The sequence below is a fragment of the Anaeromonas frigoriresistens genome, assembly GCF_016820655.1.
GTDB classification, from domain to species: Bacteria; Bacillota; Clostridia; order Tissierellales; family SIT17; genus Anaeromonas; species Anaeromonas frigoriresistens.
Window position 1 is genome coordinate 45,039 of the sequence record NZ_WSFT01000005.1, and the last position, 25,255, is coordinate 70,293.

26 protein-coding genes and 1 other RNA gene are annotated in these 25,255 nt (G+C 28.9%); 21 read left to right on the top strand and 6 right to left on the bottom strand.

Translation table 11 applies throughout. The annotated features are described in order from the left end of the window. Positions 1-2: 2 nt before the first annotated feature. The 10 genes from GOQ27_RS00475 (at position 3) to rnpB (ending at position 9,483) form a co-directional block, all read left to right on the top strand. Positions 3-821 (top strand): pyruvate, water dikinase regulatory protein, encoded by an 819-nt coding sequence (locus GOQ27_RS00475; protein WP_203364845.1) that lies wholly within the window; start codon positions 3-5, stop codon positions 819-821. A gap of 192 nt (positions 822-1,013) precedes the next feature. Then, positions 1,014-2,018, top strand: coding sequence for a deoxyguanosinetriphosphate triphosphohydrolase (locus GOQ27_RS00480; protein ID WP_203364869.1), 1,005 nt, complete (start codon positions 1,014-1,016; stop codon positions 2,016-2,018). A 137-nt stretch (positions 2,019-2,155) separates the two neighbouring features. Beyond that, on the top strand, positions 2,156-2,617 hold the full coding sequence (locus GOQ27_RS00485; RefSeq protein ID WP_203364846.1) for a YaiI/YqxD family protein: 462 nt from the start codon (positions 2,156-2,158) through the stop codon (positions 2,615-2,617). Between the two features lie 61 nt (positions 2,618-2,678). Further along, positions 2,679-4,505, top strand: coding sequence for a DNA primase (gene dnaG / locus GOQ27_RS00490; protein ID WP_203364847.1), 1,827 nt, complete (start codon positions 2,679-2,681; stop codon positions 4,503-4,505). A 24-nt stretch (positions 4,506-4,529) separates the two neighbouring features. Then, positions 4,530-5,648, top strand: a complete 1,119-nt coding sequence (rpoD, locus tag GOQ27_RS00495; protein WP_203364848.1) for an RNA polymerase sigma factor RpoD — start codon at positions 4,530-4,532, stop codon at positions 5,646-5,648. Positions 5,649-5,728: 80 nt separating this feature from the next. Further along, positions 5,729-6,445 carry an HAD family hydrolase gene (locus tag GOQ27_RS00500; protein WP_203364849.1) on the top strand — a complete coding sequence of 239 codons (717 nt, stop codon included), beginning with the start codon at positions 5,729-5,731 and terminating at the stop codon, positions 6,443-6,445. Positions 6,446-6,454: 9 nt separating this feature from the next. Next, positions 6,455-7,147: a tRNA (adenine(22)-N(1))-methyltransferase gene (locus tag GOQ27_RS00505; protein WP_203364850.1), complete on the top strand. Its 693-nt coding sequence runs from the start codon at positions 6,455-6,457 to the stop codon at positions 7,145-7,147. Then, the gene (locus tag GOQ27_RS00510; RefSeq protein WP_203364851.1) at positions 7,134-8,240 is read left to right on the top strand and encodes a Nif3-like dinuclear metal center hexameric protein; all 1,107 of its coding nucleotides are present in this window, start codon (positions 7,134-7,136) and stop codon (positions 8,238-8,240) included. Before GOQ27_RS00505 ends, GOQ27_RS00510 begins: the two co-directional genes overlap by 14 nt. Before the next feature lie 67 nt (positions 8,241-8,307). Then, positions 8,308-9,036, top strand: a complete 729-nt coding sequence (locus GOQ27_RS00515) for a zinc ribbon domain-containing protein (RefSeq protein WP_203364852.1) — start codon at positions 8,308-8,310, stop codon at positions 9,034-9,036. Between the two features lie 104 nt (positions 9,037-9,140). Further along, positions 9,141-9,483: RNase P RNA component class A (rnpB, locus tag GOQ27_RS00520), an RNA gene on the top strand. A 243-nt stretch (positions 9,484-9,726) separates the two neighbouring features. On the opposite strand, the gene GOQ27_RS00525 is transcribed toward rnpB, so the two are convergent. From GOQ27_RS00525 to GOQ27_RS00535, 3 genes are read right to left on the bottom strand one after another with little or no spacing between them, the layout of a single operon-like run. Beyond that, positions 9,727-10,824 (bottom strand): toxic anion resistance protein, encoded by a 1,098-nt coding sequence (locus GOQ27_RS00525; RefSeq protein WP_203364853.1) that lies wholly within the window; start codon positions 10,822-10,824, stop codon positions 9,727-9,729. 28 nt (positions 10,825-10,852) lie between these two features. Next, entirely contained in the window at positions 10,853-13,384 is a 2,532-nt protein-coding gene (locus GOQ27_RS00530) for a YceG family protein (RefSeq protein ID WP_203364854.1), read from the bottom strand. 50 nt (positions 13,385-13,434) lie between these two features. Continuing rightward, positions 13,435-13,608, bottom strand: a complete 174-nt coding sequence (locus GOQ27_RS00535; RefSeq protein WP_203364855.1) for a ribbon-helix-helix domain-containing protein — start codon at positions 13,606-13,608, stop codon at positions 13,435-13,437. Between the two features lie 284 nt (positions 13,609-13,892). Here GOQ27_RS00535 and GOQ27_RS00540 point away from each other — a divergent pair, with 284 nt between their 5' ends. From GOQ27_RS00540 to GOQ27_RS00575, 8 genes are all read left to right on the top strand, one after another. Further along, positions 13,893-14,951: a sodium:calcium antiporter gene (locus tag GOQ27_RS00540; RefSeq protein ID WP_252187696.1), complete on the top strand. Its 1,059-nt coding sequence runs from the start codon at positions 13,893-13,895 to the stop codon at positions 14,949-14,951. Positions 14,952-14,989: 38 nt separating this feature from the next. Next, a complete protein-coding gene (locus GOQ27_RS00545; protein WP_203364857.1) occupies positions 14,990-15,571 on the top strand; it encodes a TerD family protein in 582 nt (193 codons plus the stop codon). Between the two features lie 24 nt (positions 15,572-15,595). Continuing rightward, positions 15,596-16,174: a TerD family protein gene (locus GOQ27_RS00550; RefSeq protein ID WP_203364858.1), complete on the top strand. Its 579-nt coding sequence runs from the start codon at positions 15,596-15,598 to the stop codon at positions 16,172-16,174. A 31-nt stretch (positions 16,175-16,205) separates the two neighbouring features. Continuing rightward, complete coding sequence (locus tag GOQ27_RS00555; RefSeq protein ID WP_203364859.1) at positions 16,206-16,817, top strand: TerD family protein; 612 nt, start codon at positions 16,206-16,208, stop codon at positions 16,815-16,817. Positions 16,818-16,962: 145 nt separating this feature from the next. Continuing rightward, positions 16,963-18,156 carry an HpcH/HpaI aldolase/citrate lyase family protein gene (locus GOQ27_RS00560; protein ID WP_252187697.1) on the top strand — a complete coding sequence of 398 codons (1,194 nt, stop codon included), beginning with the start codon at positions 16,963-16,965 and terminating at the stop codon, positions 18,154-18,156. Positions 18,157-18,174: 18 nt separating this feature from the next. Continuing rightward, complete coding sequence (locus GOQ27_RS00565) at positions 18,175-19,548, top strand: phosphoribosyltransferase family protein (RefSeq protein WP_203364861.1); 1,374 nt, start codon at positions 18,175-18,177, stop codon at positions 19,546-19,548. Then, positions 19,524-20,648, top strand: coding sequence for a cysteine protease StiP family protein (locus GOQ27_RS00570; RefSeq protein ID WP_350445863.1), 1,125 nt, complete (start codon positions 19,524-19,526; stop codon positions 20,646-20,648). The genes GOQ27_RS00565 and GOQ27_RS00570 overlap by 25 nt, the downstream gene beginning before the upstream one ends. After that, the gene (locus tag GOQ27_RS00575) at positions 20,648-21,463 is read left to right on the top strand and encodes an HAD family hydrolase (RefSeq protein ID WP_203364862.1); all 816 of its coding nucleotides are present in this window, start codon (positions 20,648-20,650) and stop codon (positions 21,461-21,463) included. Before GOQ27_RS00570 ends, GOQ27_RS00575 begins: the two co-directional genes overlap by 1 nt. Before the next feature lie 185 nt (positions 21,464-21,648). On the opposite strand, the gene GOQ27_RS00580 is transcribed toward GOQ27_RS00575, so the two are convergent. Next, entirely contained in the window at positions 21,649-22,269 is a 621-nt protein-coding gene (locus tag GOQ27_RS00580) for a hypothetical protein (RefSeq protein ID WP_203364863.1), read from the bottom strand. 316 nt (positions 22,270-22,585) lie between these two features. Here GOQ27_RS00580 and GOQ27_RS00585 point away from each other — a divergent pair, with 316 nt between their 5' ends. The 3 genes from GOQ27_RS00585 (at position 22,586) to GOQ27_RS00595 (ending at position 23,858) form a co-directional block, all read left to right on the top strand. Then, positions 22,586-22,909, top strand: coding sequence for a DUF2325 domain-containing protein (locus GOQ27_RS00585; protein ID WP_207751239.1), 324 nt, complete (start codon positions 22,586-22,588; stop codon positions 22,907-22,909). A gap of 122 nt (positions 22,910-23,031) precedes the next feature. After that, a complete protein-coding gene (locus GOQ27_RS00590) occupies positions 23,032-23,526 on the top strand; it encodes an HD domain-containing protein (protein ID WP_203364864.1) in 495 nt (164 codons plus the stop codon). A 68-nt stretch (positions 23,527-23,594) separates the two neighbouring features. Continuing rightward, positions 23,595-23,858 carry a hypothetical protein gene (locus GOQ27_RS00595; RefSeq protein WP_203364865.1) on the top strand — a complete coding sequence of 88 codons (264 nt, stop codon included), beginning with the start codon at positions 23,595-23,597 and terminating at the stop codon, positions 23,856-23,858. A 43-nt stretch (positions 23,859-23,901) separates the two neighbouring features. On the opposite strand, the gene GOQ27_RS00600 is transcribed toward GOQ27_RS00595, so the two are convergent. Both GOQ27_RS00600 and GOQ27_RS00605 read right to left on the bottom strand, forming a co-directional pair. After that, positions 23,902-24,597, bottom strand: a complete 696-nt coding sequence (locus GOQ27_RS00600) for a VanZ family protein (protein ID WP_203364866.1) — start codon at positions 24,595-24,597, stop codon at positions 23,902-23,904. Between the two features lie 318 nt (positions 24,598-24,915). Beyond that, on the bottom strand, positions 24,916-25,255 hold a 340-nt coding region (locus GOQ27_RS00605), incomplete at its 5' end, for a hypothetical protein (RefSeq protein WP_203364867.1).

The window sequence follows — 25,255 nt, forward strand, 5'->3', positions numbered from 1 at the left end:
TTATGGATAAATTAATGGTAGCTTACGTGTTATCTGATTCTATTGGAGAAACAGGAGAAGAAGTAGCTCAAGCAGCTGTTAGCCAATTCAACTCTGGAGAATATGAGATAAGAAGATTCCCATATATCACTGAAGAGAGTCAGATAATCGAAATATTAGAAGAGGCAAAACAAGAAAACTGTATAATATTATTTACAATAGTAATTGAGAGCCTTCGTAAGTTTCTAATAAATAAATCAAAAGAATATGGTATTCAATCTATAGATATATTAGAACCAATACTGAATGCTATACAAAAGGTAGTAGGATTTGAACCCAAAAGAGAGCCAGGTTTGATAAGGAAATTAGATGAAAACTATTTTAGAAAAGTTGCAGCTGTAGAGTTTGCAGTGAAATATGATGATGGCAAGGATACTAGAGGTATTAAGAAAGCAGATATAGTGCTTATTGGAGTTTCTAGAACATCAAAAACACCCCTAAGTATGTATTTAGCCCATAAAAATGTAAAGGTAGCTAATATTCCTTTATTACCTGAAGTTAAACCACCAAAGGAATTATATGAAATTGATCCTAGAAAAATCATGGGATTAACTGCAAATCCAATTAAGCTTAACGAAATTAGACAGGAAAGATTAAAAGCATTAGGGTTAGGTAATACCGCTAATTATGCAAGCATGGAGAGAATATTAAGAGAGATTGAATATGCAGAAGAACTTATGAAAGATTTAGGTTGTGAAGTTATAGATGTATCTAATAAAGCAGTAGAAGAGACAGCTGGAGTTATACAGGAGCTTATGAGAATAAACCACATGAAAGATTAAAGAGGGGGATCCCCTCTTTAATCTTTTGTAAAGGCTATATTTGATTAAGAGGGATATAAATTGGTTATAGTTATATATATAAATAATTTTAAAAAACTACAATTCTAAGAAGGAATTAAACATACATTTATTGTATATAGAATATAATAGTTTTAAACCAACTATAACCAAAGTATGAAAGAAGGGATATCCTTGAATATACGAGAACAAAGTGAAAAGTTAGAAAGAGAGACATTATCTTCAAAAGCTATGTTAAGTTCAGAGTCAAAAGGTAGAGAACGAGAAGATAAAAAATGTGATATAAGAACAGAGTTTCAACGGGATAGGGATAGAATTACCCACTCAAAAGCTTTTAGACGATTGAAACATAAGACTCAAGTTTTCCTGTCTCCAGAGGGAGACCATTATAGGACAAGACTAACTCATACACTAGAAGTATCTCAAATATCAAGGACTATTGCCAGGGCCCTACTCCTAAATGAAGACTTGACAGAAGCTATAGCATTAGGCCATGATTTGGGACATACCCCATTTGGACATACTGGAGAGAGAGTTTTAAAGAAATTAAATAAAAAAGGGTTCCATCATAATGAACAAAGTCTTAGAATAGTAACTTTCTTAGAAAATAGAAAAGGAAATGAAAAAGGTCTAAACCTTACCTATGAAGTTCGAGATGGAATACTTAATCATACAGGAGAGAATACTCCAATTACAATAGAAGGTCAAATAGTAAAGATCTGTGATAGGATTGCATATATAAACCACGATATTGATGATGCTATCAGAGGTAAGATACTAAAGGAAGAGGACTTACCTAAAGACTGCATAAAGGTATTAGGAAGTACCCATGGACAGCGAATAAATAACATGATTATAGATATAATAGAAAATAGTAAAAATAATCAAAATATAATAATGAGTGAAGAAATGGACCATTATACAAAGAAACTCAGGAAATTTATGTTTGAAAAAGTGTATTTTAATAAAAAAGCAAAAAAAGAAGAAGGAAAAGCAGAGTATATAATAGAACAACTATATAATTACTATATTGAAAATTATAATAAAATATCTATAGAGTTTAGAAAAAATCCAGGAGATAAATATGATATTATTTCAGACTATATTGCTGGTATGACTGATAGATATGCCATAAAGAAGTTCAATAATATATTCGTTCCATCTCCTTGGCAAAAATAAATTTACAGACTAATTAAGAAATCTTAATAGAGAATTTGAAAAAAATGAAGGATATTGGACTTTTATGTCGAAATTTATCCATTCAGCACTTTTATTTAATCTATATTATAAAAGTAAAATTAAGCAAGGATGATTCAATGAAAATCTTAGTAGATTCTGACGCTTGTCCAGTCAAAGATATAATCAATAATATATCACAAAAATATAATATTGAAGTATTATTCATCTCGAGTATTTCCCACTACACCACTAATTCTAATATTGACCGTTCAAAATTTCTGTATGTAGATAATTCTTCTCAATCTGCAGACTTAGGAATAATGAATAGAGCAGAGAAAAAGGACATAATAATTACTGATGACTATGGATTAGCATCATTGGTTTTATCTAAAGGTTGTTTTTGTATATCTTCAAAGGGATATATATATAATAAGGATAATATTAATAGTCTTCTTACTCAAAGGTATTTAAGTATGCAACAAAGAAAACTTAATAATAGAGTTAAAGGTGGAAGTAAGAAAAGGGAAGTATCAGATGATGAAAAATTTAAGAACAATTTAATGAAGTTATTAAAAGATAATGAATTTATTAAAAATTAATAAATCTATATGAAGGAATTAGTCAATTTCTGACGAATAGATTAATATGAAGGTGGTATAAATGCCTTATACCTATAATGATGAGGTTATTAATGATATAAGAGAAGCTAATAATATAGTTGATATCATATCAAACTATATTGAATTAAAACAAATAGGATCAAACTATAAAGGTCTATGTCCTTTTCATAACGAAAAGACTCCTTCTTTTATAGTATCACCCAACAAACAAATCTTTCATTGTTTTGGATGTGGTGAAGGAGGAGATTCAATAACTTTTTTAATGAAGCATAGAAATTTGACTTTTATCGAAGCATTAAAGGAGTTAGCAGATAGAGCTAACATTATATTGCCTGAGACAGATAATGATGTAGATAAAAAGAAATATGATGAAAGAGAAAAGTTATTTAATTTAAATAGAGAGGCAGCTCTTTATTTTTATAATAATTTAAAGTCCAGTCAAAAAGCTTTAAAATATCTTAAGTCTAGAAATATTGATTATAAAATAATTAATAAATTTGGTCTAGGATATGCAAAGGATAGCTGGGATGATTTATTAAAATATCTCAAGGGTAAAGGATATTCTGAAGAATTATTATATAAGGTAGGATTAATAGTTCAAAGAAAAGATAAATCAGGATATTATAATCGATTTAGAGATAGAATAATATTCCCAATAATTAATACCAGGGGAAAAGTAATAGGCTTTGGAGGAAGAGTTTTAGATAATACTCAACCTAAATATTTAAATTCGCCTGATACTCCTGTTTTTAATAAAGGCTACAATCTATATGGAATCAATGTTTTAAAAAATAATAAGTCTTATGATAGAGCTATACTAGTAGAGGGCTATATGGATGTTATATCTCTTAATAAATATGGGATAGATTATGCAACAGCCTCTTTAGGAACAGCCTTTACTGAGAGTCAAGCAAAATTACTAAAAAAATTTGCTAAAGAATTTTATATTTGTTATGACTCAGATGAGGCAGGTATGAGAGCTACTGAAAAGGCATTAGAAATACTATATCAGCAGGATATAAAAGCTAGGGTTATCATATTACCTAAGGGTAAGGATCCTGATGATTATATTAAAGAAAGAGGCAAAAAAGCCTTTGAAGAAGCTATAGATAAATCTCTGAATTTAGTAGATTATAAAATCTATATATATAAGAAAAAAATTGACACAAGTACAACTGAGGGTAAAATAAAATTTACAAAAGCTATTGCTCAGTTTCTAAAAAAGATAAAAAATTCTATTGAACTTGATGTATATCTTAATGAAATCTCAAACAGTACTGGGATATCAGTAGATGCTATAAAAAGTGAAGTGTTTGGAAGAAAGTCTAATAATGTAAATAAGAGTTATAAGGACAAGTATACTAAGTATGATTATAGGAATAATATTAAAGACCGTATTATACCTGTTAAATATTCATTGGAATCTGGACATTTAATATCAGAAAAAAGTCTTATAAATTTATTATTAAAAGATAAAAATGTATATAATAAGCTGAAAGAGCAATTCAGCTATCTGGATTTTTATAATGAAGATAATAGAAAGATTGCAGAAGTGATATATAGAAAGTATGAAGAATCTGAAGTGTTAGATATGGAAGAAATTTTTAGTGAATTAGATGAAAACATCTCTGGTAAACTAAAAAATATTATAAACCTTAACTTAATTGTCGACAATAAAGAAAAGGCAGTTGAAGACTATATTGAGAAGATAAACTATTATAAGTTAAGGATAAAAAGAGATAAATTAAAACAAGATATAAGGCAACTTAGCGATAAAAAGGATAAGTCCAAAGGAGAGGTTGAAAAATTAAAAGCTTTATTTATAGAATTTACTCATTTAGACAAAGAATTAAAAATAAATCACTAATTGTTGCTGAGAGGAGGGAAAGCAATGAGTGAGAAAAAGAAGACAAAAAATAAGCAAAAGCAGATTGATATAGTAAATGATATTCTTACCAAAGGAAAGAAAAAGGGTATATTGACATATAAGGAAATAATGGACTCATTAGAAGATGTAGATATCTCATCGGATCAAATTGATGATATATATCAAGTTCTTGAAGATCAAGGGGTAGAGATAGTCGGTGATAAAGAAGAAGACTTACTTATTGAAAAAGACGACGATGATGATGATGTAGAAGAAGAAACTATCGCTCCTGTGATATCTGTCCCTAAAGGTATTAATGTTGATGATCCTGTAAGAATGTATTTAAAAGAAATAGGTAAAGTACCACTACTAACAGGTGAAGAAGAGATAAGCCTAGCTAAGAGAATGGAAGATGGCGACGAAGAAGCAAAGAGAAGGTTAGCCGAAGCAAATCTTAGATTAGTAGTTAGTATTGCAAAAAGATATGTAGGTAGAGGTATGTTATTCTTAGACCTTATTCAAGAAGGTAATATGGGACTAATAAAAGCCGTAGAGAAATTTGACTATACAAAAGGGTATAAGTTCAGTACTTATGCTACATGGTGGATAAGACAGGCAATTACAAGAGCTATTGCTGACCAAGCAAGAACTATAAGGATACCTGTTCATATGGTAGAGACTATCAATAAGCTTATAAGAGTATCTAGACAATTATTACAAGACTTAGGTAGAGAACCAAGTCCAGAAGAGATTGCTAAAGAAATGAGCTTAGATGAAGAAAAAGTTAGAGAAATAATTAAAATAGCACAAGAACCAGTATCGCTAGAAACACCAATAGGTGAAGAAGAGGATAGCCATCTTGGAGACTTTATTCCTGATGATGATGCTCAAGCTCCTTCAGAAGCAGCAACCTTTACAATGCTTAAAGAACAATTAGTTGAGGTACTAGATACCTTAACAGAAAGAGAACAAAAAGTATTACGTTTGAGATTTGGTTTAGATGATGGTAGAGCCAGAACTCTAGAAGAAGTAGGAAAAGAATTTGATGTAACTAGAGAAAGAATAAGACAAATAGAAGCAAAGGCTTTAAGGAAATTAAGACATCCTAGTCGTAGCAAAAAATTAAAAGACTTTTTAGAATAAAAATGCTTCCTATGAAGCATTTTTACATTATATAAAGATTCGCCAATTGGCGAATCTTTAAAAATGATATGGAGGTTAATATGAAGAAATATAAAGCTATATTATTTGATCTAGATGGTACATTATTGCCAATGGATATGGATGAATTTATGAATGGGTATTTTAAAGAATTAACAGGAGAAATAAACTATGATGTAAGTCCAGAAATATTTAAAAGATATATTTGGCAGTCAACAATGGATATGATAACTAGTATAGAAAAAGAAAAGACTAATCAAGATGTATTTTTTGAATCCTTTAGTAAACTAATAAATGATGATATTGTGAATTATAAGAATCAATTTAATAGTTTTTATAAAGAACACTTTCCAAACTTAAAACAATATACAAAACCAGATCCTATAGTGAAGGATATTATAGAATTTTTAAAGGAAAAGAACGTTAAGATGGTAGTAGCAACAAACCCTGTATTCCCAAGAGAAGCAATAGAACATAGAATAGATTGGGCGGGACTAAATACTGAGAATTTTGATTTAATAACAAGTTATGAAAATATGCATTTTACTAAACCTAATAGTGAGTATTATAAAGAGATATTAGACAAAATAGGAATAGACAAAGAAAATGCTATAATGGTAGGCAATGATATGGATGAAGACATAGTAGCAAGTAAGATAGGTCTTCAAACCTTTTATATCGATACATACGGAATCGATAAAGGGGTAGCAGACTTTAAACCAGACCATGTAGGATCATTGAGAGATTTTTTTGATTATATTAAAGAAATATACAAATAGGAGGAAATCATGAAACTAACTCCAAGACTATTAGAAATAGCAAATAAAGTAGAAAAAGATTCAGTAGTTGCAGATATAGGTACAGATCATGGATATATTCCCGTATATCTAATAGAAGAAGGAATATCTAGAAAAGTAATAGCCTGTGATATTAATGAAGGCCCCTTAGAAAGTGCAATAAACTATGTGACAAAGAAAAAATATCAAGACTATATAGATACAAGATTAGGAGATGGATTAAAGCCAGTTAAACCTAATGAAGTAGATACAGTAATCATAGCAGGTATGGGCGGTATCCTTATAGCGGATATACTAGATGCAGATAAAAAAATAGCAGATACTATAGAAAATTTTATACTACAACCTATGGTAGCAAGTAGTGAATTACGAAAATATTTATATAATAATGGATATAAAATAGTAAGTGAAAAATTATCTAGAGAAGATAATAGATTCTATGAAATAATAGTAGCAACCCATGGCAGAGAAAATATAGAAGATGAAATATATTATGAAGTGGGAGCTAAACTAATAGAGAATAAAGATCCTTTATTAAAAGACTATTTACTTAAAAAGATAGATAAAACACAAAAGATAATGAAAAACATTGAAGAACACGGAGAGACAGAAGATAATGATAAATACAATAAACTTAAAGAAAGACTTTCAAAACTAGAGGAGGTATATCATGATAACTTCTAAAGATGTGATTAGGAAGTTAGAAGAAATAGCCCCAAAAAAATTAGCCGAGAAATGGGATAATGTAGGATTACAGATTGGAAGTAGAGAAAAAAGAGTAAACAAAATACTATTAGCATTAGACGTAACATTAGATGTGGTACAAGAAGCCATAGATAATGAAGTAGATATGATAGTATCTCATCATCCAATATTTTTCTCCCCTATAAAATCAGTAGATTATGATAGTTATAGAGGACAGTTGATAAAAAATATAATAAAAAATGATATAATAGTATATACAGCTCATACCAATCTCGATTCTTCAAACCGAGGAGTAAGTGATGCATTAATAGAAGAATTAGATATAAAACCTACTGGCATATTATCAAAGGTGTATAAGGAGAAATTATACAAGCTAGTAGTATTTGTACCAGAAACCCATGAAGAAGCTCTGAGGGGAGTTTTAGGAGGTGTAGGAGCAGGATCTATAGGTAACTATAGTAATTGTTCATTTACATCAAAAGGAACTGGAAGATTTAAACCAGAAGATGGAGCAGATCCGTATATAGGAAGTATAGATGAAATAGAAAAGGTACAAGAAGTAAAGATAGAAGTGATAGTATCAGAGGATAAACTAAATAAGGTAGTAGAAGAAATGATATCAGCTCATCCTTATGAAGAAGTAGCCTATGATATAATCAGACTAGAAAATACATTTAGTGAATATGGTACTGGAAGAGTAGGATATGTTGAAAAGACTACCCTAGGAGAACTAGCTAAATATATAAAAAGGAAACTGAATACACCTGATATTAGAGTGTATGGAGAGTTAGATGAATCAGTAGAAAGAGTAGCAGTATCAGGAGGAGAAGGTAGCGACTTTATCAAAGATGCTAAAAGAGCAAATGTTGATGTATATATCACTGGAGATATAAAACATCATATGGCTCAAATAGCAACAGAACTAGGAGTGAATATCATAGATGCAGGACACTTCTATACAGAAAAGATTGTTATGAAAAAATTAGCAAAATATTTTGAAGGAGAATTCTCTAAGGATATTGAAGTATTAATATCAGAGAAAGATAATATAGCAAAATATTATTCTTTATAAATATAAGGGGAGTAAGGAGGCTATTGAAAATATATATTTCAATAGCCTGCTACTAAGGAGGGATTATATGAATCAGCTTGAATCTATTTGGAAAATCGAACAGACTCATAAATCTATAAAAGAATTAGAGTCAGAAAAAGAAAGTATAGAAAAAAGTGAAAATCTTGATGATGTTTTATTAAGAATCAGAGAAAGAGAATATGATATTACCCATATAAAAACCCAATTAGAAGTTGATGATATAAAGATACAAAGATTGAATCAGAAATTAAAGCAGATAAGTTTTAAACTTAAAGAAATTAATAAAAAATTATATAGCGGTAAAATAACAAATGTCCAAAAACTAACATCTCTTCAAGACGAAGAAAAAGAGTTAAAAGAGGACATTGAAAAAACAGAAGATCAAATACTAGAATTACTAGATATTATAGAACACAATACAGAAAAGCTTTATGCTTTAGAAAAGGAACAGGAAAAGTTAAATAAAAACTTTCAAGAGTCACAAGAACAAAATAAAGAAAAACTAATTAAAATTGAGAATAAGTTAATTGATTTAAATCAAGAGATTAAAAAGCTAAAAACTGATTTAGATGATGAGATCTTAAATAAATATGAACATTTAAGTAAAAAGAAAACAAAAGCAATAGCTAGAATAGATGGAGACAAATGTACAGGATGCCATATGTCAATCCCCTTATCAGTGATTTCTAAAATCAAAAAGGGAAACAAGTTAGTAAACTGCGATAATTGTGGAAGAATCCTTTATTATGAAGCTGATGAAGAAGAAAGGCAATAACATATAAGGCATTGTGTCTAATGGTAAAAATAACCACTTGTATACTGATATTAGCTGTGTTATAGTATTACTTGTCGTTGAAAACGAAACTTAAAAATTAAATATGAGTAAGTCAGATGATCGCATGCTTTTGCATGAGGAAAGTCCGAGCTCCGTAGGGCAAGGGTGCTGGGTAATGCCCAGTGGGGGTGACCCCAAGGATAGTGCAACAGAAATAGACCGCCTGCTTATAGCAGGTAAGGATGGAAAGGTGAGGTAAGAGCTCACCAGCAGCTAGGCGACTAGTTGGCTCTGTAAACCCCACCCGGAGCAAGACCAAGTAGGGACCATATGACAAGCGGCTGCCCGTCGCTGTCCCGTAGGTAGGTTGCTGGAGTCTACTGGTAACAGTAGACCTAGAAAGATGATCGTCCAATACAGAACTCGGCTTATAGACTTACTTGTATACACTATGAAGACCACTACCGCATGAGGTAGTGGTCTTGTTGTGTATTCTATTGACAAACTGAATCTGGTATATATCCTTTGCTTTCTGCATCTTCTGCAACTGGTGGTACAAGAGTAAGTGATCCTAAGGATAGCATAAGTGTCACAATAAGTAAAAATCAATTGAATGAGAAAAAATATATATAATAAAAAATCCTAAGTTATACAATACATTAAATTGCATAACTTAGGATTTAATTTTGATTACTTTCCACCTAATTTATTTTGATACTCAGCTTGTAATTCTTTCATTCTCTTAGTTCCAGAAAGTCTCTTTTGTTTAGCATCTTCTTGAACTCTCTTAGTTTCATCAATTCCCTGCATGATAGTTTGCCATGTCTTTTCAAGAGTTTCAATTTTAATAGAGCTTCCAGAGGCTAATTCTGCAGTAAGCTTAGATTGAGTAGCAATATTTTGAGCATTTTTTAATAATAACTCATTAGTCTTATCATCTAAAGCTTTCATAGCATTAGCTTGAATAGCCTGTCTTTTCAATGTAATTGCTTGAATCATTGCATTTTTAAATATTGGTATAGTAATTATAAATGCAGAGTTTATCTTTCTTACTAAGTTATAGTTACCTTGTTGAATTAATTTGATTTGAGGCATTGTTTGTAATGCTACAGTTTTAGCTAATTCTAAATCATATAATCTTTGTTCCATCATTTCTAATGATCTAAGGCCATTATTTAATTGCATTTGATTATATTGATTAGGTTCTTCAGTAGCTTTTACTTCTAATTGAGGTATTATTTCAGTCTTAATTCTATCAACGATTAGATGACCAGCTTGTATATACTTTTCAATTGCTTCATAATATTCCATGTTTTTATCAAACATCTGTTGCAACATATTATTCGAATTATTAATTTCAACCTCATAATTATTTAATTCTACATATACTTTATCGATTTCACCACCCATGGTATGATATTTTTTAAACAAATCTTCCATGGATTTTTTAGCTTTATTAAATAATCTACCTAATAACCCTTGCTTTTCTTCTTTAAAATCCTTAATTTCAAACTTATCCATGATTTTATTTAATTGTAATAGAAGAGAACCGGAGTTTTCTACCTTTGTTGTTTCTAAAGTATGAAGTATTCTATCTGCAAACTTTGATATCTCTTGAGATGTATCTTGGCCAAATTTGAGAATAGCTTGACTATCTTTAACATCTAGTTGTTTAGATAAGGCTATTACTTCTGGGGAACTTTGTATCTTTTGAGCTATAGCATTAGTTTCTTTGTCTAAATTTACTGCATTAGGTTCACTCATTTGACTTGTTAATTGATTTTCCATGGTGATTCCTCCTCATTTTTCATATTATTTAATAACCTCTACCAAATAAATTCCCTAAAATAGATTTTGCTTTATTTATATTTAAAGAATTGAAATCGGGCAGATTTAAATCAAAATTAATAGTTTCCAGTTTATGAGTATCATAATACTTTTCTTGAATCTGTTGCTCAATATTGTTATATCCAGTAGGAGTTATTACCAGTATATCAAATCCTAGTAAATTTAAAAATCCTAAAACAATAGAATCTTCATCATTGAATAAATCTTCAGTATTATCAAATATAATTAGCTTTGGTACTTTAAAAGGATAGTCAAAGCGTTGAATAGCTTTAAGTATTCTATCATCTAAGGATAAAAGGGTTATAAGAATTTTAAGTTTATATTCTTTGCTATTATTCTTTTTAAGCATATCAGATTTCATTAATATATTTATTTTATCAAGAATAGTTTCTTGAAGGGCAGTGCTTAAATAAGCATATTTATAAACTTGGTGCCCAAATAATCGTCTTCTATCAATCCCTTTATCATTTATTAGAAAGCTAGCTGTATACATATCTGACTGCCTAAAAATAGGTTTTGTAAAAGGCACTTTATCGTGGAATATTACTTGATTTACTGATTGAAATTGTTTTACCTCATTCCAATACTTATTTAAATCTTGGTAGGTTCCACTAATCTTTGCAAATAAATTTGGAATATAAACTGTTCCATTTTCTACTTTAAATCCGGTTCGCATCCTAGATTCTTCATCCCATAGTATCATTAACTCTTCATAAGTTGTTTTAAGAGTTACATGGGAGGTTTGATAGGATTCAAACTGCCAAGGCTTATATAAACCATCTTGTTCATCATGGATTACCTTAGAAATTTCTTCAGATGCTTTATATGCATTTGTCTCTACCCTTATAACCACATCTTCCTTTGGGAATTCCTTCATTGGTATTTTATTTTTAAAATGAAGAGATCTAGAATAAGTCTCATCTTTATCAAAGGATTCAAAAGCTTCATCAGAAAAAGAATTTAAATATAATATATCAGATCCTAACTTAGATAAAAGTACTAAGAAGTAAATTTCATGTTCCTTTATGTCTCCGTAATATAGTATCTTAGGGTTTTTTATAGGCGACTTATTATCTCTAAAGTCCACCCCTGTAAAAAGATTCTTAGCATATTGATTTATCCAAATAAGTAATTTTAAGGCAAAGTTTTTAACTTTATTTATATTGGTACTTTTAGATTTACTTATATATAAATCTAAAATAAATCTGAAGCTTTTTATAAGGGTATTATTTAATAATTCATTTTTAAAGACGGGAAAAGATTTAGTTTGAACAAACCTTGCTACTATTAAATCTGGAGTAGAATTGTTTATACTTTTTACTTCATTCCAAATACTTCTTGTCTTTTCAATTAACTCTTGATTGTGGGTTAGAGGAATTTGGTTTAAAAATTTTATATAATAATTATCTAATGAAGAAAGCTTTTTATCTAAATTATACAATATATGATAATATTCATCTGTCTTTTTATCTGTACCTATATATCTGTAGAAATAAATAGGAACAAAAGGAGTAGTGCTTTCTATATATCCAGCCCTATGATTTACTGGAAGAAAGATATCTTCAAATAGGTCACTAGTTTTCTTAGGAGATGTATTTACAATATCCTTATCATCGATATTCAAATTAATATTATATTCTACAGGAGTACTTTCGTTAGTATCTTTCCTTATAGGCTTTGTATTATTAGAACTTGTACTATTAACTTTAGTAGGAGTAGGCTTTAAACTTGGCTTCTTACAGGTAGGAAATTCTTTTATAATCCCGTTTTTTGGAAGTTTTATTGTATTAGGAATTTCATATACTAGTCCTTCTTTTTGAAAACTATTATTTAAACTAGGATTTATATATAATACATCCACTCCCAATTTATATAAATAGGTTAAAAAATAGATCTCATGCTTTCTAATATCTCCATAGAATATTACCTTAGGGTTAATATTATTTTCTATAGATGTTCCTTGAAAATCACCTAATAATTTAGGAATATAATCATTAATCCATGCAAAAAATTTAAGACAAAAATTTTTCACCTTTGATATGTTAATTATTTTTTCATTCTGAAAATAGAATTCTAATAGATCATGGAAACTTTCAATCATGGACTTTCTGTATAAGGAATTATTTAATGATGGATATAGATTAATGTTTTTTAGATCATTAAATAGATTTTCCTTATTAGTAGGTAATATAGGATTATATTTTTTCCATATAACATCAGTCATGGATACAAGATCAGTACGGGCTGGTATAGGAATACCATTGTCAAATCTTATATATTGATTATTTAAACTTTTAAGTTTCTTATCTAGTTCATTAAGATCATTATAATATGTAGTTTCATCTTCTTTAGTTCCTATGTACTTATAATAATAGGTAGGAATAATTGGAGATTGTCCAATTCTAAAACCGTCCCTTTTATCTAGGGGCATAAAGATAGAGTTTAATGGATTATTTGATTGGGCTAAAGTTGCTCTAATCATTTTTCTTATATCTAACATCAGAGCTTCTCCTTTCTTGGTATAACTTGAGATAAAATATGAAATAATATTTAAAGATTCTTAGATTTGTATTTTAATAATAGATCATCAATAGCTTCATCATGAAGTTTGGATTTACTAATCTTAGTTTTTCTTGCTAGTTCATCTAGCTTATCTACTAAATCCAATCTTAAAGTAGTAGTCACTCGTTTTCTAGTTTTAAGATTTTGCTGTGATGTATTCATCATTTTTCCTCCTCAACTATCTATTGAACTCGAATATATCAACTATTGAACTCGATTGCAATTTAGATAGCCTTGTGATAAAATTGTATTGCAATTGAGAATTTTCTAAAGTTATATTTTAAATATTTTACCACTTATTTCAGGTTGTTGCAAGTTATTTAAGTTATAGGAATAATTTAGAGAAAATTGATAATAGAATAAATCTGATAAGAGGAATCAATTTTAAAAAACTATTTTAGATGAAATCAATTCATAACACAGAGTACTATGATGGAGGTGCATGGATGTTTGAATGGATAAATAACATATGGGTAGCAATAATTATGATTATAGTTATGTCAGGGGTAGTAAGTAAAGCATCAGATAAATTAGGAGATGTATTACACGTATTAGGTATTAAACTAGAAATACCAACATCAGTTAGAGGAGCAACATTTGATGCAGTTAGTTCTTCATTTCCAGAGTTCGCAACAGCTATGATAGCTGTTTTATTTTATCACAGATTTGAGGATGTAGGAGTACCTACAATTGCTGGATCAGGGGTATTTAATATTTTGTTAATTCCTATGTTGAGTATTATTGCATTTAAAGGGAAAGAATTAGTAGTAAGGGTAGAAAAGAAAGTAGTATTGAGAGATATGTTTTTCTACTTAATATCAGTAATAACATTAATTTTATTTACATATTTAGGTCAATTTACGGCATTTACAGGATTATTACTTATACTGATATATGTAGGATATGTAGTAGTTTTATATAGAGAGACAATTGCATATCGTAAAAATATAACTGATTTAGAATTAGCCGTAGAATACAATGAATTGAAAGATGTTTTAGATGAGGAAGAAGAAGAGAATGTAAATATTAATATGGGTTATGGAGCTATAATATTATGGATTGCCATAACTATTGGATTCGTGTGGATTAGTATTGATGCTATAATTCAGTCTGCTATAGTAGTATCTGATACATACAATATACCTCAATATATTGTATCAGTTATCATAATAGCTGCAGCAACTTCAATCCCAGATACTCTTTTATCAGTAAAATCATCAAGGATGGGAGATGTAGAGGGCGCTGTTTCAAATGCAGTAGGTTCAAATATATTTGATATTTGTGTATGCTTAGGATTACCAATGATTATTGCTGGAAGAACTATACCAGTTAGCTTTAATGAAAATGTAGGTACATTAATATTTTTGGTACTTTCAATGCTTACCACAGCATTTTTATTATTAAAGAAGAATGGTGTTTCTAAAAAGGACTCTTTAGCTATGGGATTTGTGTATTTAGTATTTTTAGGATTTATAATCTCTACAGCATTTAATATTGTTATTTAATATATATTTAAAATTAGAGTAAGAAAGGAGAAATAAGGATGGCAGTTAGTTTAAAAAAGGGACAAAAAGTAGATTTAACTAAAACAAATCCAGGCCTTTCTAATGTTATAGTAGGCCTTGGATGGGACACTAACAAGTATGATGGAGGATTTGATTTTGACTTAGATACTTCAGCTTTCTTAATTGGAGAAAATGGTAAGACAATGAATGATGGGGATTTTATCTTTTATGGAAATCTTAATCACTCTTCTGGAGCTGTATCCCACCTAGGTGACAATAGAAGTGGGGAAGGAGAGGGAGATGACGAGCAGATAAAAGTAGATTTAAGTAAGGTTAATTCTAATGTTAGTAAAATAGCATTTACAGTAACAATACATGAAGCTCAAGAAAGAAGTCAAAATTTTGGTCAAGTTTCAAATGCATTTATTAGAGTTATTAATGAAGATACAAATGAAGAAATAACAAGATATGATTTAAGTGAAGATTACAGTATAGAAACAGCTATAGTAGTGGGGGAACTTTATAGGCATGGTGATGAATGGAAATTTGCTGCAATTGGAAGTGGATTTGAAGGCGGCCTAGCATCCCTTTGTAATAATTTTGGGATTAGTATTGCTTAAAAATGTATAGAAAGGGGAATATAAATGGCAATTAATTTGAAAAAAGGTGAAAGAATTGATTTAACTAAAAGTAATCCTGGATTAAAGCAGGCGATAATTGGTCTTGGATGGGACACTAATAAGTATGCTGGAGGAGCAGATTTTGATTTAGATGCTTCAGTATTTATGGTAGGAAGCGATGGTAATGTTAAAAATGATGAAGATTTTATATTCTATAATAATTTAGAGCATCCAACAAAATCAGTTATACATACAGGAGATAATAGGACTGGTGAAGGAGAAGGAGACGATGAAGCAATTATAATAGACTTCGGAAAAGTTCCTTCCCATATAGATAAAATAGCTATAACAGTAACAATCCATGATGCAGTTAATAGAGCTCAGAACTTTGGACAAGTTACCAATGCCTTTGTAAGGGTTTTAAATAAAGAAAATGACAACGAAATACTACGTTATGATTTAACAGAAGACTTCTCTATTGAAACAGCATTAATATTCTGTGAGTTATACCGTCATAACAATGAATGGAAATTTAGTGCAGTAGGAAGTGGATTCCAAGGTGGATTAGAATCTCTTTGTAAAAACTACGGATTACAAGTATAAAAATCGAAAATATAATCAGGGGGTAATATAAGTGGCTATTAATTTATCAAAAGGTCAAAGAATTAGTTTAACTAAAGACAATGAAGGTTTATCTAAAATTAAAGTTGGTCTTGGATGGGATCCTATTGAGCAACCTAGAAAAAAAGGGTTATTAGGTGCAATTATGGGTTCTAGTACCACAGATATGGACTGTGATGCTTCTGTTTTTATGCTAGGTGAAAATGATAAAATGATCAGTGGACAAGATAGACTAATCTATTTTGGACATAAAACTAGTAATAATGGAAGTGTTCATCATACAGGAGATAATTTAACTGGGGAGGGAGAAGGTGACGATGAAACAATCATCGTTGACTTAAAGAACATCCCTAACAATGTTCATAAATTAGTATTTGTTGTAAACATTTATAACTGTGTAGCAAAAAGGCAACATTTTGGAATGGTACAAAATGCATATATAAGAGTTGTGAACTTAAGTAATAATCAAGAAATGATAAGATTTAATTTAACAGATCAATATACGGATAAAACTGGATTAATAGTAGGAGAAATATATAGAAATGGTAATGAATGGAAGTTCGGAGCATTAGGTGAAGGAACTGACGATACTTCATTAGAAACCCTGTCAAGAAGATATAAATAATACTATTAAATAGATAAAAATAATAGTCGCTAAATTTAGCGACTATTATTTTTTATGAAAGTAATTTGAAATCATGGGTATAATTGATATAATAGTTATTTATAGATATAAAATAAGCCCTAGGGCAGGTCGGAGGAGGAGTAAGTTGAGGTATTTTGATTTTTTAAGTGACGAGGATAGGAAGAAGATATTTATACATGAGCCTCAGCAAATAGATAAAGATTTGGATAAAGAATCTTTACAATATGCATTAGGAGCTACCCTTTACATACCAGCAACTAAAGATTATATTGCGGAGGATATAATATCTAATAAGATTAAAGCAAAATCAATTGTAATATGTTTAGAAGATGCTATAGGGGATAGTCAAATAGAGTTAGCCTATGAGGGACTAACAAAACAACTAAATAATATTCAAGAGGCAATTAATAAAGAGAAAATACAGAGGGATAAACTACCCCTTTTATTTATAAGGATTAGGAATTCAGATCAAATACTTAATATAATGAAAAAATGTAAGAGTAATTTAGAATTTATAGTAGGATTTGTATTTCCAAAATTCTCTTGGAATAATGGTAGTGACTATTTTGAGAAGTTAAAGATTTTAAATAATGAATTAAATAGAAAATTTTATGGGATGCCCATATTAGAAACAGAAGATATAATTAATATGGAAAGTAGAAGAGACTCCCTAAATAAAATTAATGAAATATTAAATGAAAATAAGGATCTAGTTTTAAATATAAGAATTGGTGCCACTGACTTTTCAGGGATATTTGGAATTAGAAGGGGATATGATGTAACCGTATATGATATCCATGTTATTCGAGACTGTATAACTGATATAATTAATAGATTTGGTAGATCAAATAATAATTTTGTAATTTCTGGACCAGTCTGGGAATATTTTTTTAGCGGAGATAGGGTTTTAAAGCCCAAATTAAGAGTTACCCCTTTTAGAAAAAACTATGGATTAAATGGGGCAGAGATACGATCTAAGTTGGTAGATAAATATATAGATGGATTGATTAACGAAGTTTTAATAGATAGAGCTAATGGATTGATAGGTAAAACCATCATTCACCCTAGTCATATAATTCCCGTACAATCACTATATGTAGTTACTCATGAGGAATATACGGATGCTTTGAGTATCTTAGAAAAAAATGATGGCAATATAGGAGTATTTAAAAGTGATTATTCAAATAAAATGAATGAAATAAAGCCCCATACCAATTGGGCAAAGAGAATATTAAAAAGAGCTAAAATATATGGGGTATATAATATTAACCAAGATTTTATTAGCTTAATGAAAATAGCAGTACGAAATCAAATATAGGAATAAGGAGCAATTTAATTGGAGAATGAAATTAAATATAATGTATTAGATAATTTAAAAATTAAATTAAGTATAGATAATAATAAGTTCAATATTTTACCAGAAGAGCTATTTTTAATAGCTGCAAGAAAAAATAAAAAGAGAAGTTTTCTATTTGTAAGTAAAGTATTAGGGAAGCATATACCAGTGGATCCTAAACTATCTCTCTTAGTAGGAAAACTTCTAGGTAATGAATATATCAAGCAAATATTAGGAGTAGAGTCTAAATCAACAGAAGATATAGTGAAGGCTTTAAATAAAAAAGAAAATATTGATAAAGTTTATGATAAAGCCTTTAATTATTTAGATGATTTACCTGAAAAGACCCTATTCATAGGATTTGCAGAAACTGCCACAGCTTTAGGACATTCAGTTTTTTCTTCCTTTAAAAGTAATGCCTATTATATCCATACAACTAGGGAAGAAATATTAGAATATAAAAACCCTATAAAATTCCAAGAGGAGCATTCTCATGCTACTGGGCATAATCTCTATCCAGTAGATTTTGATATATTATCTTCTAAAGCACCTATAGTTTTTGTTGATGATGAAATAACAACAGGAAAAACTACGTTGAATATAATAGAAGCTATCCACAAAAAATATCCAAGAAAAAATTATACTATTATTTCCATCTTAGATTGGAGAAAACAAGAAGATAAACAAAGGTTTAAAGAAGTAGAAGATAAACTAAAAATTAACATAAATACAATATCCTTATTATCTGGAAATATTAAAATAGAAGAAGATAGATTATCGGATTTAGAAATAAAAAATAATGTAAGAAATATAATTACCAAGGATTTAAATATCGAAACTGTTTATTTAGATCTAAAATCCCAATCCTCAATAAAAAAGAATAAAAGCTATAAGCCTTATCTTAAATGCAGTGCAATATTTGGATTAGATTGTGAGGATAATAAACTAATAAATGAAGAATTAATAGAAACGGGAGAGTATTTAAATTCCCATATTAGAAAGGGTAACAATACTCTATGTATGGGAACAGGAGAATTTATGTATATACCTATGCTCTTATCCACTCAATTAGGATATGGAGTTAGTTTTCAATCAACCACTAGAAGTCCTATATACCCAGAAGATAAAAGGGGTTACGGGGTAAGAAATGTATTTAAATTTAATAGTTTAGATGGAAAAAAGATTGAGAATTACTTCTATAATGTGCCCATTGGTCATTATGATGAAATATTTTTATTCCTTGATAGGGAATTTCCAGAGCAGCAGATGAACTCATTAATAAATGTTTTAAGAGGATTAGGTATAAAATACTTAAACATCGTAATTTTTTCAAAGAAAGGGGAAAGAGCGTGGGAATTAAATCAGACAAAATAGAATCTAACAAAAATCATATGGGCAGTTACAAAGAAGACGATGTAATATTTCTTTTAAAGGATATCTCCAATAGGGTAGAAGAAAGAGGAAATAAAGAAAGGGAATTAGCAATCCAAACTGGAGTACATTATTCTGAAATGTTACCTATAGAATATAAACCCTCTGAAGAATATATAAAGCTTTTTTATGAGTCTTTAGAAAAGTTTAAAGAAGATATAGCAATTTATACAGGAGTAGTATCTGAAAGAATAATTAAAAATAGAGGTAAAGATATAGTTTTAGCCTCTTTAGCTAGAGCAGGAACTCCCATAGGTATTTTAATAAAGAGATATATTAAATTTAAATATAATATAGATGTACCCCATTATAGTATTTCTATTATCCGAGGAAAAGGTATTGATGAAAATGCCATAAAATATATGATATTCAATCATCCTAATAAGGACATACAATTCATAGATGGATGGACGGGGAAAGGAGCTATAAACAATCAATTAAGGGAAGCTACATATCTATTAAATAAAAAGATGGGTATTAATTTAGACAGTGATTTAGCGGTAATAGCAGATCCAGGATATTTAGTAAATACTTATGGAACTAGAAAGGATTTCTTAATACCCAGTGCTTGCCTAAACTCCACTGTTTCTGGATTAGTTAGTAGAACGGTTTTACGAGATGATTTAATAGGAGACAATGATTTTCATGGAGCAAAATTTTATAAAGAATTATTAGATGAAGATTTATCTAATTATTATATAGATAACATTACTCAGTGCTTTGATGATACCCAAGAAGAGGTAAAAAGAGAATTAGAAATTTTAGAACAATGTAATACAGAAGCCACTTTTTTAGGCCTTGAGGATGTAAAAAATATTAAAGAAGAGTTCAATATTGAAAATATTAATTACATTAAGCCTGGAATAGGAGAAACAACCAGAGTATTATTAAGGCGTATACCTTGGAAGATATTAATAAAAAAAGATACAAAAAATATTGAACATATACTTCAGTTAGCAAAAGAAAAAGAAGTAGAAGTAATTGAATATGATTTAAAATCCTATGAATGCTGTGGAATAATTAAATCAGTGAGGAAAAAATAATGTTATTTGCTAGTGATTTAGATAGAACACTAATATATTCTAAGAAATTTATATCACAGAAAGATGAAAGAATAAGATTAGTAGAAACAAAAAATAGTAAAGAGATAAGTTATATGCTCAAGTCATCCGTCGAAATGCTAAAGGAACTTTCTACTAAGCTATTATTTGTTCCAGTGACTACTAGATCTATCGAACAGTATCAAAGATTAAAAATATTAGAAAAAGAAATAAAGCCTAAATATGCTATAGTCTGTAATGGTGGTAATATATTCAAAGAAGGCAAATTAGATGAAGAGTGGAAAAGGTTAGTCCATAGTAAATTTGATGATACATGCTTAGGATTAAAAGAAATAAGGTCAGAATTCAATAAATTAAGATTAGACATAAATATTAAAAAGGTTAGACAAGTAGATAATCTATTTTTCTACTGTGTATTACATGAAACTAATCCTGGAAGTATATTAAAAGAACTTACAGAATGGGCAAAAAAAAATAAGTGGACCATGGTATTAAACGGAAGAAAACTATACTTTATTCCTAACCATGTAACTAAAAATAGGGCAGTTAGATATATAGCCAATAAAGAAGAGGCTAAAAAAATTATAACATCAGGAGATTCCCTATTAGATTATTGTATGGCAAATATCTCAGATATATTTATATCTCCTTCTCATGGACAAATAAATAGTCTGGAGGATATAGATAAAACAAATGTTAAATTTACCAAACAATCTGGAATATTTGCAAGTGATGAAATATTAAAACTAGTATTAAGGGAAGTCAAACAAAATAAAGTGATTTCTCATAACCTGTAGGGATTACTTTTTTATAATCGAAAAAGATGTGTTTCAATTTGATTAAGTATTTATCAGGAAAATTTGAATTTGTAAAAGAAATTATGTCCGATGAAAGATCAGTATGGAAGTATTATCTTTTTAGAAAATCTTATAGAACATAAATAAAAGTACTAATTTCTAAGATTAGAAATTAGTACTTTTATTTATATGTCCCAAAATTCTTCTATCTCATTTATATACTTATCCCATTTCATATCTGTAGTATTTACTATCTTTACTGGTAGAGATGATTTGTCTATATACTCTAATAGTCTTTCTTGCATATTAAAATATCTCTTACTAGCACCTTCTATTCCACCAAAAGACATTACATAGTTATACCACATTTTATTTCTTCTCTTAAATGTATCTTCTAACCTATCCTTTATACAGTCTTTTTCCATACTTAAAACTATTACTTTAAAATTTAGCTTCTTTAACCTATCATCTATATTTTTAAAACTATCAAAAGATTTTTCTTCAATGGCATGGGTAAAATGAAATCTTTCTACTAAGTAACAGGGAATAATTTCTTTAGACTTAGTATCTCTAAATCTTGAATTATAAAAGTGTGAGCTCACTTCTTCAAACATATCCACGTACTTTTCTAATAAATTTATCCTCTGATCTAAAGTAGGGTTAATATTCTCAATAATTCTTTCAGTTAAGTGTTCATTTAATTGTATCTTACTTTTCTTAAGCCTATACAAATTACTATCTATTAAATTATTAAATATAGTAGATTTCCCTGTAGCACATACCCCTTCAATTATAAGTCCTGACATATTATTATACCTCCAAGATTATTTATCTATATTACTTAGTATAGTTATTAAAAGATATATTATCAAATATAAAAGTAATAATTATTGACAATTTAATAACGACTATGATAATATCTAATAAATGATAATGATTATCAATGTAATATATTTAAATACATAAGAGAATGTATGGAGAATCTATGGAAATCCAAAAGTTTCTGACCTCAAGTGTCAGCGAATTTTAGAAGCTAAAGAAAAGATCAAACAAAATTTATTGACTAGAGATGTACACTCAGTTTTAGAAGTAGCTTTATAAGGAAAAATACATGTGAAAAAGATGACAGGAGGTGTAGATAGTGTGACTGCATTATTAGTTGGAGCTGATCGGTTAGGGAATATTCCTGATACTTTAAAACAGTATGGCATAAAAGAATATATCCATTGGAGCGGACGGAAAAAAGGAATGAGAAAGTTTGATATACCACAGGAAGCTGGTATGGTGATTGTCTTTTATGACTTTATTGGACATAATATAAAAGATATAGTAAAAGAGAAAGCTAAGCAAAGTAATATCCCTTGTATATTCACCAGAAGAGCCTGTACAGACCTTACAAAAAGGTTGAATCAATGTAAAGCCTGTCATAGGTGTAGCAAGATGTAAAGAATTGGATGAGACCACTACTAGCAAAGGTAATGGTCTTATTTTTATGTATTTTATATTATGATAATTAAATAAAATATAGTAAAATATAAAGAAGTGATGGAGAATTAGGAGGTTATTATGTGAATATAATTGGACAAGTAATTGATTCGATGATCAGATATTATAGTGGGGATGTCCATCAAATCAATCATTTTTTAAAAGTGCATGGATTTGCAAAAACTATTGGTGAAATGGAATCTATTGATAAGGATATACAAGAATTACTGGAAATTGCAGCAGTTATGCATGATATTGGTATTAAAAATAGTGAGAAGAAATATAATAGTTCAGCTGGGAGTTATCAGCAGATTGAGGGTCCCCCTGAAGCACGAAGATTATTGGAAGATATGGAGTATGACCCTGAGCTGATAGAGAGAGTCTGCTGGTTGATAGCCCACCATCATACTTACGATAATATAGAAGGTATGGATTATCAAATCCTAGTAGAAGCTGACTTTTTAGTAAATGCTTATGAAAATAATATGTCTAAGGATCAAATGCGAAATATTTATAAAAAGATATTTAAAACATCTGTAGGAAAGGAAATATTTAGAGAGGTATACAATTTAGAGTAAACTTCGAAATCATCTCATAATTTTATGTTATTATATTAAATAAATAGAAATCATAAAGGGGAATACAAATGAAAAGAAGAATAATAAGAACAATAGGGATTATTGCAGGTATATTAGTGATTATTTCTACAGTACAAGAATTAAAGATACCTGGATTAACATTGATATCCTTGGCAACTATGATTTTTAGTATTGTATATGACACTAAACATCAATTTGATGAAGGAAAGATACATAAAGTAAATTGGAAACTTATCCTAGTAGCAGGATTGTCATCAGGTAGTATTAGTTTAATTGCAGGGATATTAAAAATCATTGATGCTATTAAATAGTATCAATGATTTTTAATATAGTTATAATAAGCAATTTAAATATCTATTTTATTATATATATTTTTCTTAAAAATCTTTGTGAAATGTTTAGACTCCACAAAAAGTAGAAGAAGGCTGCACCAGCTATATTTAAAATAATATCATCTATATCAAAACTTCCAGAACTAGTTAATAGTTGTCCTACTTCTACACTTATTAAAATAATAAGTAGGGATAATAAAAATAATTTTAATTTTTGAAGCTTCTTAAATAAAGAAGGTAATAAAATTCCCATTGGTGAAAACAACAATAGATTACCCAGTAGATTTTGGAAAATTATTGATTTATTTAAATTTCCATTAATAAAAGATTGTATATATATAGTTATTGTTTTAAAAGGAATAAAGTTTGCATTCAATCTAAAATTTGTTGTATTGCTTGATATACTTATAGCTCCAATATTCCGGGTATAATTAAGAAATAATATTGAAATTAACAATAAGCTATAGAATGATAACAATATAGCCATAAATACATCCATTATCCTATACTTTGTGGCTACATTTTGTGTATTCTTAATAAGTAAATAGGTTGCAATACCACTGGGAATACAAACCATCATAGAACTGAGAATTAACCCCCTCACATCAAACATTACATCCCCCATAAATATTAGAGATCCAATATAAATAGCAAATACTGCTCCTATACCATACAAAAACATTGCAATGGATCTACCAATTGAAACCCTATTAATCATATCTCATCCCCCATTCCTTTTACTTTAGTTTTACTATTCTAATTAAAAAAATTTTTAGTCTATCCTACTAAATATTACAACAATTATTTTAACATAGAAGAAAAACAGTGGATACTAGAAACTAAAGAGATTGATCGTGACATGTATTATCTATTCTTATGTTAATAATACTGGTATAATCTGAATTATGACAAATTCAAGGATAAAAAATATAAAAGGATAAAGTACTAAAAAAGTACTCTATCTTGCTAATTTCAATGGTTTTATAGTTATTCTGAGCTTGTCATAAAGAACATTTTGTAAAAATCACAAATATTATTATAAGAAAAATTTTACTATAATAAAACCTATTCCATTAAATAATGAATAACCATACCAAACATATTCCACAAAAGATATATCTTTACTTCTTACACTATTATTATTGTGATTTTTGTCCTCTTTGGTAGCAATTGATTCACCCATTTTCTTTCCATACATTCTGTCTATATAAGTATTAGAACTAACTGTTGTTCTACCTACTAATCCTCCATCCCCTAAATCTACTTTTTTCTCATCTTTTAGATAGGGGATAAGCATAAATATAGATAAAATAGTCCAGAGAATAAATGAAAACTGTATATCATTTTTACCTAATATTACAAAGTACAATATCTCA